This window comes from Roseovarius marisflavi (assembly GCF_900142625.1).
GTDB lineage: Bacteria > Pseudomonadota > Alphaproteobacteria > Rhodobacterales > Rhodobacteraceae > Roseovarius > Roseovarius marisflavi.
Genome location: NZ_FRBN01000023.1, coordinates 45,165 through 56,498, shown reverse-complemented (window position 1 = coordinate 56,498; position 11,334 = coordinate 45,165). Strand labels below are relative to the sequence as shown.

Sequence of the window (11,334 nt, the reverse complement as noted above, 5' to 3'; positions counted from 1 at the left end):
TTTGTCCGTGAAGAATATGCGGCGACGATACTTCATGATGATCACTCCATCTCTCTCAAAAGATTAAAGTGTTGCATCGACCCGTTGAAACCGCCCCCGCATTGCCGACCTTCAGGCAGATCGCGATGACGGTCGGGTTGGAGTCAGGGTTGCCTGACACATCCACGCGGCGTGATCGAGAAAATGCTCGTTAACGGGTGTCGAGCAACACCGCCTCGACCCGCCGATTCAGATCGCGCGAGGCCGGGTCGCGGTTGCTGGCGATGGGCGCGAGATAGCCGAGGCCTTCGGCCTCAAGCTGTGCTCGGGCAACGCCGTGGGTCTCGACAAGGCGCTCAAGCACGGCACGCGCGCGGTCGCGCGACAGGGCGATATTGGCGTCAAGCGCGCCAACGCTATCGGTATGGCCCACAAGCGCGGTCCGGCGTGTGGGGTCAGCGTTCAGAAACTCGGCCAGCGCGGCAAGGCTGGCAAACGGCCCCGGCCCGAGCGCCGTCGCGCCAGAGGCAAAATCAAGATCGCGCAATACCACATGGCCACGCTCCAGCAGCGCCTGCGCCAGGGGGTTGGCGGTGGCTGTCCCTGCGTCACCCCCCTGTGCAACAGGACCGTCAGGCGCGGTATCCAACCCCGCCGCGCCGGGCGCGGTGATGTGGCTGATCTGGACATAACCGGTCTCGCCAGAGCGGCTTATCAGTACCGCTGCATGTTCAAGACCCGCCCCGTCATTGCCCCGACGCGCCGCTAAATAGCGGAAATCGAACAGGTCGACGAACATATCTGGCGCCGACAGAATCGGCGCGTTGAAGCGGAAATCAAACCCGCCACACTCGCGATCGCTACACTCGAAAAGGATCTGCCACCCGGCCGCTTCAAGCTCTTCGCGCATCGGCTTCAGAACCTGAAGCGTGGTAAGGCCCTGCCCGGTGACCCGCCAGGCCTGTTGTGTGACGCGCCCCTCAAGCCGGGCGCGCGGCAAGGTTCCGTTCGCAAAAGGGCTGGTGGGCAAAAGAAAGGTGTCGGCCTCTTCGACGATCTCTGCGCTCATCACCGCATTGATCGGCAAAGACAGCTCCAGCGCCCCGCCGACCTGCGGCAGAACCAGCGCCAGAACAAGGGCCACCCGCGCGCGCATCACCCCTCGCGGGCCTGCGCGTGATATTCGGGGTTGGGCTGCATGCCCGTGGCGCTTGCGACCCGGTTGGTCATGTTGAAAAACGCCGCCACATTGGCAATGTCCCAGATGTCACGCTCACTGAACCCAACATCGCGCAGCGCGGTGCGGTCAGCCTCTTCGATCAAAGCACTCGCGGTGGTCACCTTGGCGGCGAAATCAAGCATCGCCCGCTGGCGCGCATCAAGCGGCGCGACCCGGTAATTCATCACCATCGCCTCGCCCAGCGCCGGATCACCCGAAAGCTGACGCACAGCCGCGCCATGGGCCACCTGACAGTACCAGCACCGGTTGATCGAGCTGACCACGACGGCGATCATCTCGCGCTCAAGCTTGCTTAGCCCGCTATCGGCCAGCATCAGCTCGTTGTAAAGCGCGGCAAAGGTGTTGAGTTTTTCGATGTCAAAGGCATGCGCCTGAAGCACATTGGGGATCATGCCAAGCTTGTCCTGACAAACGTCAAAATATTTCTGCGTGGCGGGCGGCAGAGGGTCAACCATCGGCAGGTCAAGGGCGGTGGTCTGGTGTGGTTTTCTCATTTGCGTCATGCCTTTTGTCGATAGTGATACTGTCCCACAAGCGTCATGCCGAGGGAAGCGTAGAGGCCGTTTGCACCTATATTGGCCTGGGTGCAGACCACGCTCATATGGGTTGCGCCGTGGCTCGCGGCCCATGTGGCGGCGGCCTGCATCACGTGGCGGCCCATGTTCTTGCGCCGACTTTGGGGGTGAACCTCAAGCGCGTGGACCATGGCGACCCCGTCATGGATGGCACAGAATGCAGTGGCGGCGGGGCGGTTCTCGGCGCGCCCGAAGATGGTGGTCTTTGGGGCCTGCGCACGGCGCATTACGTCGATGCGGCCCGGCCCGATGCCCCCCGCCGCCCAGATATCAAGCTGGATCGCCAGAGGCTCCCATATGGCAAAGGTGCTGGTGGGCGGCGTCGGCCTGGCAAGGTCGACAATAGGTGTCACGTAGATATTGACCGGATCGACGATGCCATACCCCTGATCCGCCAGCATCCGGTCAAGCGCCGCGTCGCCCCCTCGGATCATGAAAAGCGGGGGCTGGCCAAGCGCCTGCATCGCGCTCTCGGCGACGGCGAGCTTATCAGCCGTGACCGACTGGCGCGCAGTGGCCGACGACACCCGTTTGCCGCCGCCCTGCCCGTCACGGATCACCCAATCGTCAAGCTCGGATATGGCGACGGGCGGCCATGTGCCCTCGACCACGTCGTAAAGGGTGTGCACGTCCGGGGTCATGCGGAAAAGATCGCCGCAAGCTCGGCCATGGCGGCGTCAACGCGGCTCCCGTCCTGGCCGCGAATGACGATATTGGCGCCATAGCATCCATCGCGCTGAAACGGGTAAGAGCCAATGGAAAGGTCGCTATAGCGCGCGGCCAATTCGCCAAGCGGGCCAGCGATATCGCCCTCGCCCCGGTTGATCTCAAGGGTTTGCGACAAGACCGGCGCGCCCCCGGTCAATGTCGGCAGGATGCTGGCCAGCATTGCCTGAAAGATCGAGGGCACCCCGGCCATCACATGCACGTTCTTGATGCTGAACCCCGGCGCGGTGCTGATCGGGTTGTCGATCAGGGTGGCCCCGTCGGGAATGCGCGCCATGCGCAGGCGGGCCTCGTTCAATTCCTGACCGGAGCGTGCGTAATGCGCGGCCAAAAGCGCGCGGGCATCCTCGCGGATGCCAATCGGGCGATCAAAGGCGCGCGCCACGTTCTCGGCCGTGATATCATCATGGGTCGGCCCGATCCCGCCCGAGGTAAAGACCGTGTCATACCCCGCACTGAGCGCCTTGACCGCAGCGGTGATGGCGTCCGGGTCATCGCTCACCACGCGGACCTCCTGCAGGTCGATCCCCGCCTTGGTCAACTCTGTGGCAAGGTAATGCATGTTCGCATCGCGCGTGCGCCCCGACAGGATCTCATCCCCGATGACAAGCATGGCGGCGGTTGGGTTGGGCATGATACGGGCCTCCTTGAACAGATCCATGACCCGGTATAGGCCTGCTGCCATGCGCTTTCAAACCCCTCTTGTGTCCGCCGTGCTTATCCGTCGCTATAAACGCTTTCTTGCCGATATCCGGCTTGAGGATGGCCGCGAGGTGACCGCCCATTGCGCCAATCCCGGAAGCATGATGGGTCTGGCCGAACCGGGCCTTAAAATATGGGTCGAGCCGAATGACGATCCGAAGAAGAAACTCAAATACGGCTGGCGACTCGTCGAACATGCCGATGGACATTTTACCGGCGTCGATACCAGCCTGCCCAACCGCGCCCTGCGCGCCGCCCTTGAGGCGGGCGACATTCCTGAACTCGCCACCTATGGCACCGTGCGCCCGGAGCAAAAGTACGGCACCAAGAGCCGAATTGATTTCCTTTTGCAACACACTGGATTGCCCGACGCCTACGTCGAGGTGAAATCCGTGACCCTGTCACGCACCACAGGCCTGGCCGAATTCCCCGATAGCGTGACGGCGCGTGGCGCGAAACATCTTGGTGAATTGGCCGAAATGGCGCGCATCGGTCACCGCGCCGTCCTGTTCTACCTGATCCAGCGCACCGATTGCGCAGAAATGACACTCGCAGCGGATATCGACCCCACCTACGCCGCCGCATTCGCCAACGCCAGGTCCGCAGGTGTCGAAGTGCTTGCCTATGGCACCAGAATCACCCCCAAGGCGGTCACACTTGGCACGCGTGTGCCTGTCAAATGATCCGCCCCCTATCGCCGCCAAAGCAGTGCCACTTGAGTATTTACGGAAAGATGAAAGTCAAAGCGCGCTCACATTCACCGTTCCCCAAATACTCATATCAGCTCTCCCTCGCGCCAAAGCCGTTTTGCGCGTCACGCCTCCCCCATCTCTGAGGAAGGCATCGCCTGACGAGGACCAAAGTGCGCGCGCCAGCGCGCTCCGTTCGGTCAGGCCTGAACGCACCAACAGCACCGCGAAAGGCACAAATTCCCGCAATCCAAGGATACATGCGCATGGGCGAGGCCCTAGATGAGCCCAGCATGCCGCACCCTCTGGCCCTTTGCTGCAATCCCGCCTAAACAGGGCTTAACAGATCAAGACGGCACGAGGCATAGACGTGAACACACACAAGGGACGACTGACCCGAGACGGCATCCGAATTCATGAGGACTCGGATTTTGCCGGCATGCACAAGGCCGGCGCACTGGCCGCACGCATTCTCGATGAGATCGCCGACCACGTCTTCGTCGGCCAAACCACCGGCGCAATCGACAAGATGATCGAGGATAAGGTCAACGAGGCAGGCGCCAAATCGGCCACCATCGGCTATAAGGGCTACCGTCACGCCAGCTGTATCAGCGTCAACCACGTGGTCTGTCACGGCATCCCGGGCGACAAATTGCTGAAAGACGGTGACATCCTGAACGTCGACGTGACGGTGATTGTCGATGGCTGGTTTGGCGACACAAGTCGCATGTACGTCGCAGGTAAGCTGAGCCGGAAGGCAGAGCGGCTTATCGAGATCACGCATGAATCCCTGATGAAGGGGATCGAGGCGGTCAAACCCGGCAATACCTTTGGCGATATCGGCCACGCGATTCAGTCTTATGTAGAGGCGCACCGCATGTCAGTGGTGCGTGATTTCTGCGGTCACGGCCTTGGCCGGGTGTTTCACGCCCCGCCCAACGTTCTGCACTATGGGCGTCCGGGCACCGGGCCGGCCCTCGAAGAGGGCATGTTCTTTACCATCGAACCGATGGTAAATCTGGGCCGCCCGGAAACCAAGGTTCTGGCCGATGACTGGACGGCGGTGACGCGTGACAAGTCGCTCTCGGCGCAGTTCGAGCATTCCATAGGGGTCACCGGAACCGGCGCCGAGATTTTCACGCTTTCGCCCGCGGGCCGGTTTCACCCGACCTGGACCGCATAACCTTAGACGGCGCGCAACACCGCGCCGGGGTTCATGATCCCCTTTGGGTCAAGTGCGGCCTTGATTGCGCGCATCGCCGAGAGTTTGGCCGGATCACCATAGCGCTCTAGGTCATCAACCTTGAGCCGCCCGATACCATGTTCGGCAGAGACCGAACCGCCCATCTCATCCACAAGATCGTGCAGTGCCCGCTTGATTAGGTCACGCTCGGCGTCATGATCGGCGCGGGTCTTTCCGGGCATCGGAAAGATGTTGTAATGCAGGTTGCCGTCGCCAAGATGGCCGAAGCAATTTATCCTGAACGCCCCCAAAACGGCGATTGCCTCTCGGCCTTTTTCGACGAATTCGGGAATCGCGCCCATCGGCAGGGAAATATCATGCGAACTGACCGACCCGACGCGCCGGTTGGCCTCGGGGATCTGTTCGCGCACCTCCCGAAAGGCCTGACGCTGTGCCTCGGATTGGGCAATCATGCCATCGCTGACCAATCCCGCCTCCATCGCCTCGCCGAACAGGGTCTCAAGCGCGCCCGCCGGGTCAAGCCCGCGGGCAAGGCCGACCTCGATCAACACAAACCATTCCGGGCGCTCTTCAAACGGCTGGCGAATATCGGGCAATTCCTGCGCCAGAAACTCCAGCCCCTGACGATGCATCAGCTCAAACGCACTGACGCCCTCGCCCATGTGATCGCGCGCCAGTGCCAGCAAATCCAGCGCCGCGCGTGGGTCTCGCACAACCATCACCGCCGTGCCCTCGCCTGCGGGACGCGGATATAGCTTGAGAGCGGCTGCGGTGATCACCCCAAGCGTGCCCTCGGACCCAATCAAAAGGTTTCTAAGATCATACCCGGTATTGTCTTTGCGCAACCGCTTGAGACCCTGCCAGATTTGCCCGTCCGGCAACACCGCCTCAAGCCCAAGACATAAATCGCGCGCATTGCCATAGCGCAGCACATTCACCCCACCGGCATTGGTCGCCAGGTTGCCGCCGATCCGCGCGCTGCCCTTGGCGGCGATGCTTAGCGGGAAAATCCGGTCAACCCTGGCCGCGGCCTCGTGAATGTCCTGAAGGATCATACCGGCCTCGACCACCATGACGTTCTCTTCGGGGAAAATCCCGCGCACCGCACGCATCCGCTCAAGGCTCAGGATCACCGGCAGCGCCCCCTCGGGGCAAAGCTGTCCGCCGACAAGCCCGGTCCCGCCGCCATAGGGCACAAGCGGCACAGCGGCCTCAGATGCAGCGCGCACGACCTTGGCCACATCGGCGGTGCAATCAGGTGCCACAACGACGCCTGCGCGTCCCTGCCAACGCCCGCGCGGCTCTTCTAGATAGGCCGGGCTCGCCTCACGAAAGGCGGCGGCAGGCAGTTCTGCGCGCAGATGATCGACAAAGGCGGGGGTGGCGGAATTCAATGTCATGCGCTCTACCTATCACGCAAAAAGAGGCAATCCAGCCCTTTCACCGTTCCAAAAATACTCGGCACCGCCGCCGCTCAACGAATAACGCCCCGTGCATGGTGCGACGAAGGGTGACAGAAGGGCATCTTGCGGCACTGCAGCATGAGGCGTATGCCTGAAGGATGAACACACAGCGCCGCCCCCGATTGAACCGTACCGACTGGCTTGTGGCCGGGCTCTCTGCGCTTTGCGACGAGGGGCCTGGGGCGCTTGGGGCCGAACCTCTGGCGCGGCGCGTCGGGGCGACCAAGGGGTCGTTTTATTGGCACTTCACCGATGTGCCCGCCTATAATCTTGCCCTTTTGGATTTATGGGAGGCCGCAGCGCGCCATGCACTGGCGACCTGCGCAGAGGCGGATGCGACCGACGCCACGCGCCTGCGCGCAACGGCTCAGATGATTGCCGCAACATCGAGCAGCGATACCCCCGCATTGCGCGCCGAGCCCGCGATTCGTGCATGGGCGCGCGACGACACCGGCTGCGCCACCGTGGTGGCCGAGGTGGACGAGGCGCGGCTGCAGCAGTTGCGCGGACTTTTGTCGGCCTGTGGCATCGACAATGGCGAAATGGCGCGCATCATTTACGCCAGTGCCATCGGCATGGAAGATCTGCACGACCGTGACGCAGCGCAGAATTCAGACGCGATCGGCTCGCTGGTCGATCTGGTTCTGGCGCTCCGGTAGCCCGGATGCGGTTTGCTGTTCTCCTCTCGGTGCTCTCCCTGTTTGGCGCCTGCAAGGACGAAACCGTGACCGGCTACGGCGGGGATGCCGCGACCTGGACCCTGCAAAGTATCGACGGGCGACCATTTGGCGCCCGTGCCACGCTGATCCTGCCCGAAGAAGGCCAGATCGCCGGGCAGGCACCCTGCAACAGTTATTCGGGCCAGCAGACCGCGCCCTATCCGTGGTTCGCGCCCACGGGCATTGCGGCCACAAAACGCGCCTGTCCCGAATTTGACGCCGAAGCCCGCTATTTTCGCGCCCTGGCGGAAATGACCCTTGTCGAAGTGGTCGGGGATATCCTTATCCTGAGCAATGACGCCGGGCGCGAGATGATCTTTTCCGCCGCAAGGTAACCGCGCGCCCCGCAAGGCGGCCTGTCAGGGGCGGTGAGCGCGCTGCACAAACCGGTCAACAAACCTTTGGCGCGCATCCGGCAGCGGCTTGTTGCCAAGCTCGGGGGCGAGATGATTGCGCAGGAAATGCCCGGTCAGATCGAACCCCTGCAATATCTCGGCATCAGGGGCCGGGCCCTGCCCCAGCATGCAGGGCGGCAGGGGCAGCAACCGATCGGCCCACTCCCCCGCCCCGGCGCGCGAAACGGCACGCCCGCTGCGCGGCGAGACGAACGACAGGTCGTTGGCCTGCGGCCCCATCACCGCACAGGCGCGCAGATCAACGCCAAAGCCCATCTCTTCCAGCAAGGCCAATTCCCAGTTGAGATAGGCCAGCGGCCAGATCTCCGGCTGATCCAGCAGGTCAAGCAATGTCTCGGTGCGCCGGTAAAGCGGCAGGCAGGCCTCGCGTTCAGGCAGACAGAACAGCAACAGCGAGGTCACCGCGTTCAGCCCCGCCAGCGCCAGCCTGTCGCCCATGGCCGTACCCGCGCGCGAGCGCAGCGGCTCGACCCGGAAGGTGCCGATGTGATCTTCCAGCCGCGCGCGCCATTCAAGATCAAGTTGGGCACCGGGTTGCAGGATCGGGGAAAGTTTGCGCGAGGCCCCACCGCGGACCACACCGGCATGGCGCCCGCGCTCGGGCGTCAGAACTTCGATGATGGCGGCATTTTCACCGTGCCTGCGGCTTGCCAGCAATATCCCCTGATCGCGCCAGTCCATCACCCGTTCCCTGCCCTCCGATCGCGCCATTTCACACCAGACGATGCGCCCTGCCAAGCCCCTTGGCGTTTCAGTCGGACAGACCCGGCTCATCAAGCAGGTGGCGCCCGGCGCGATCTTCGACCTCGATCACCCAGATATCCGGGTCAAACCCGCGCTGCCGGGCGATGGCGGCGTCAACCTCGGTCTCGTCGCCCTCGGCGAGAACCACCCAGGCCCGGGCGCCAGTCATCAGATCGAACGACCGCTGATAGGCGCGCGCCTGACCGTCGAGCGTGTTGAGCTTGACCAGAACCGCGCCGCCGGTGTCATCGCCATGGGCCACGACAAAGGCGGGGATATCCGCAAGCCGCAGACGCGCCAGATAGGCCTGCACCCAGAAAGAGGCAGTCAGGCGCGCCATCAGGCAGCTGTGCCTGTCGCGCGCGCGGACGCCTCCGGCGGGAGTATTTTTGCCAAGAAGAAGCCCGGGGGCATGACCCTAGTTCCCGTCCTTGAAATTGAGGCCCATTTCGGAATAGCGCTCGGATTCCTCAAGCCAGTTGGGACGTACCTTGACCTGTAGAAACAGGTGGATGCGCCGGTCTAGGAATTCCTCAAGCTCTTCGCGGGCCGCCTTGGATACGGCCTTTATCGTCTCGCCGCGATTGCCGAGGATGATGCCCTTGTGGCCGTCGCGCATGACATAGACGACCTGATCAATCTTGGCCGAGCCATCCTTGCGCTCTTCCCAGTTCTCGGTTTCGACCGTGAGTTGGTAGGGCAATTCCTGATGCAGGCGCAGGGTCAGCTTTTCGCGGGTGATCTCGGAGGCGATCATCCGCATCGGCAGGTCGGCGATCTGATCTTCGGGGTAAAGCCAGGGGCCTTCGGGCATCTGCTCGGCCAGCCAGGCACGCAGATGATCGACGCCGTGCCCCTTTTCCGCCGAGATCATGAAGGTCTCGACGAAGGGAAAGCGGGCGTTCATCTTTTGGGTCAGCGCCAGAAGAACCGGCGAATGCACCCGGTCGATCTTGTTGATGGCAAGCGCCACCTTGCGGCCCTTGGCGATATCGCCGAGGCCCTCAAGAATGCGCTCGACGCCTTCGGTGACGCCGCGATGCGCCTCGACCAGAAGCACGACCACATCAGCATCCGCCGCACCGCCCCAGGCCGCCGCGACCATCGCGCGATCAAGGCGGCGGCGGGGTTTGAACAGGCCCGGCGTGTCGACAAAGACCAGCTGGCTTTCGCCCTCCATCGCCACGCCGCGAATGCGCGCCCGCGTGGTTTGCACCTTGTGGGTGACGATGCTCACCTTGGCCCCGACCATCCGGTTCAAGAGCGTGGATTTGCCTGCATTGGGTTCGCCAATCAAGGCGATGAAACCGGCGCGGGTCATGTGTGTTTATCCAATCTGTCCAAAAGGGCACGGGCCGCCGCCTGTTCGGCGTGGCGTTTTGATCCGGCAGTTGCCTCGGCGGTTTCGCCGGTTTTAAGCGTTGCCTCGATGGTGAATTGCGGGGCGTGATCGGGCCCCGAGCGGCGCGTTTCCATGTAATCGGGCGGCGGCAACCCGCGCGCCTGCGCCCATTCCTGAAGCGCGGTCTTGGCATCGCGCGCATCATCCTTGACCGACCCGACCCGCGCGCCCCAGAGCCGCAGTACCAGATCGCGCGCGCCCTCGAACCCGGCGTCAAGATAAACGGCGGCAATCACCGCCTCCATCGCGTCGCCCAACAGCGCCTCTTTGCGTCGCCCGCCTGACATCATCTCGGAGCGACCCAATTTCAAGACCACCCCAAGATCAACCTCCCGCGCCACATCGGCGCAGGCCTCTTTGCGCACGAGCGCGTTGAAGCGCGGCGCAAGCTGGCCCTCAGTCGCGCCCGGATCATGCGCCAGAAGCGCCTCGGCCATGACAAGGCCCAAGACCCGGTCGCCCAGAAACTCAAGCCGCTGGTTGTCGTCGCGCGTCGGCGAGGACATCGAGGAATGCGTCAAAGCCCGCACCAGAAGTGCGGGCTTGGAAAACTGATAGCCCAACCGCGCCTCAAGCGCTTTCATGTCGCTTGAAAGCTTCAATCGAGCCTCGTGAAAAAGCGGTCGCTGCGCCATGTCCAGAAGGCCAGCATGGAAGAGCCCGCCGAGGAAAAGATCACCCGGTTGGCGCGGCCGATCAGGTTCTCGTAGGGCACGTAGCCAACCCCGCCCACCGCCGCCGGAAAGCGCGAGTCGGTCGAGTTGTCGCGATTGTCGCCCATGAAAAAGTAATGCCCCTCGGGCACGGTAAAGACGCCGGTGTGATCGGCGCGCTGATCACCGATGTTGATGATGCTGTGCGACCGGCCATTCGGCAATGTCTCGATCTGGCGCGACTTGATGCAGGCACCGCCCTCGCCCACAACCCCGTTTTCACAGCGCGGGCGAATGCCCATGGGGCCCTGGCGGCTGAATTCTTCGACGAAATCCGGTGCAGGCTCCAGCTTGACGGCGACATCATTGATATGCAGCACGCCATCCTTCATCTGGATGCGATCCCCCGGCAGGCCGATCACCCGCTTGATGAAATCGGTGCCATCGGTGGGCTGGCGGAACACGATGATGTCGCCGCGCTCTGGCTCTGATCCAAGGATGCGGGTGTTGTCGCCATCCAGAAAGCCACAGATATCCTTGGCATCGATATCAAGCCCGGCAAAGCGGATCGACGGGCAGGACGCATAGGAATAGCCATAGGCCATTTTGTTGACGAACAGGAAATCGCCGATCAAAAGCGTGTCTTTCATCGACCCGGAGGGAATCCAGAACGGTTGGAACAGCAGGGTGCGGAACAGGCCCGCAATCACGAGCGCCCAGAACACCGTCTTGATCGTCTCGACGATGGAATTTCCTGGTTTGGCGTCAGATGCCATCGGTGTCTCCGAAATTAACTGAATAAGAGGTTTGGGGCTACATGCG

General features: G+C 62.7%; 14 protein-coding genes. 4 read left to right on the top strand and 10 right to left on the bottom strand.

The window, feature by feature from the left end; all coding sequences use genetic code 11:
• Positions 1-190: 190 nt before the first annotated feature.
• The 4 genes from BUB78_RS16325 to BUB78_RS16310 are packed head-to-tail and all read right to left on the bottom strand — an operon-like array spanning position 191 to position 3,154.
• Entirely contained in the window at positions 191-1,135 is a 945-nt protein-coding gene (locus tag BUB78_RS16325) for an OmpA family protein (RefSeq protein ID WP_073199861.1), read from the bottom strand.
• Complete coding sequence (locus tag BUB78_RS16320; RefSeq protein WP_073199879.1) at positions 1,135-1,713, bottom strand: peroxidase-related enzyme; 579 nt, start codon at positions 1,711-1,713, stop codon at positions 1,135-1,137. The genes BUB78_RS16325 and BUB78_RS16320 overlap by 1 nt, the downstream gene beginning before the upstream one ends.
• Before the next feature lie 5 nt (positions 1,714-1,718).
• Positions 1,719-2,435 (bottom strand): GNAT family N-acetyltransferase, encoded by a 717-nt coding sequence (locus tag BUB78_RS16315; RefSeq protein ID WP_073199859.1) that lies wholly within the window; start codon positions 2,433-2,435, stop codon positions 1,719-1,721.
• A complete protein-coding gene (locus BUB78_RS16310) occupies positions 2,432-3,154 on the bottom strand; it encodes a competence/damage-inducible protein A (RefSeq protein WP_073199877.1) in 723 nt (240 codons plus the stop codon). Before BUB78_RS16310 ends, BUB78_RS16315 begins: the two co-directional genes overlap by 4 nt.
• A 49-nt stretch (positions 3,155-3,203) precedes the next feature.
• Between BUB78_RS16310 and sfsA the strand changes: the two genes are divergently transcribed.
• Positions 3,204-3,905: a DNA/RNA nuclease SfsA gene (gene sfsA, locus BUB78_RS16305; protein WP_073199857.1), complete on the top strand. Its 702-nt coding sequence runs from the start codon at positions 3,204-3,206 to the stop codon at positions 3,903-3,905.
• Between the two features lie 376 nt (positions 3,906-4,281).
• Positions 4,282-5,094 carry a type I methionyl aminopeptidase gene (gene map, locus BUB78_RS16300; protein WP_073199855.1) on the top strand — a complete coding sequence of 271 codons (813 nt, stop codon included), beginning with the start codon at positions 4,282-4,284 and terminating at the stop codon, positions 5,092-5,094.
• 2 nt (positions 5,095-5,096) lie between these two features.
• Here the strand turns inward: map and BUB78_RS16295 are convergent, their stop codons facing one another.
• On the bottom strand, positions 5,097-6,515 hold the full coding sequence (locus tag BUB78_RS16295; protein ID WP_073199853.1) for an FAD-binding oxidoreductase: 1,419 nt from the start codon (positions 6,513-6,515) through the stop codon (positions 5,097-5,099).
• 161 nt (positions 6,516-6,676) lie between these two features.
• On the opposite strand from BUB78_RS16295, the gene BUB78_RS16290 reads away from it, so the two are divergent.
• Positions 6,677-7,237, top strand: coding sequence for a TetR/AcrR family transcriptional regulator (locus BUB78_RS16290; RefSeq protein WP_073199851.1), 561 nt, complete (start codon positions 6,677-6,679; stop codon positions 7,235-7,237).
• A 5-nt stretch (positions 7,238-7,242) separates the two neighbouring features.
• Positions 7,243-7,632: an META domain-containing protein gene (locus tag BUB78_RS16285; RefSeq protein WP_073199849.1), complete on the top strand. Its 390-nt coding sequence runs from the start codon at positions 7,243-7,245 to the stop codon at positions 7,630-7,632.
• A 24-nt stretch (positions 7,633-7,656) separates the two neighbouring features.
• Here BUB78_RS16285 and recO read toward each other — a convergent pair whose 3' ends face one another.
• The 5 genes from recO to lepB form a co-directional block, all read right to left on the bottom strand.
• A complete protein-coding gene (gene recO, locus BUB78_RS16280; protein ID WP_073199847.1) occupies positions 7,657-8,394 on the bottom strand; it encodes a DNA repair protein RecO in 738 nt (245 codons plus the stop codon).
• Positions 8,395-8,464: 70 nt separating this feature from the next.
• The gene (locus BUB78_RS16275) at positions 8,465-8,797 is read right to left on the bottom strand and encodes a DUF1491 family protein (protein WP_073199845.1); all 333 of its coding nucleotides are present in this window, start codon (positions 8,795-8,797) and stop codon (positions 8,465-8,467) included.
• 78 nt (positions 8,798-8,875) lie between these two features.
• The gene (gene era, locus BUB78_RS16270) at positions 8,876-9,778 is read right to left on the bottom strand and encodes a GTPase Era (RefSeq protein WP_073199843.1); all 903 of its coding nucleotides are present in this window, start codon (positions 9,776-9,778) and stop codon (positions 8,876-8,878) included.
• Positions 9,775-10,461 carry a ribonuclease III gene (rnc, locus tag BUB78_RS16265; protein ID WP_073199841.1) on the bottom strand — a complete coding sequence of 229 codons (687 nt, stop codon included), beginning with the start codon at positions 10,459-10,461 and terminating at the stop codon, positions 9,775-9,777. Before rnc ends, era begins: the two co-directional genes overlap by 4 nt.
• The gene (gene lepB / locus BUB78_RS16260) at positions 10,458-11,288 is read right to left on the bottom strand and encodes a signal peptidase I (RefSeq protein WP_073199839.1); all 831 of its coding nucleotides are present in this window, start codon (positions 11,286-11,288) and stop codon (positions 10,458-10,460) included. The genes rnc and lepB overlap by 4 nt, the downstream gene beginning before the upstream one ends.
• Positions 11,289-11,334: the final 46 nt, after the last annotated feature.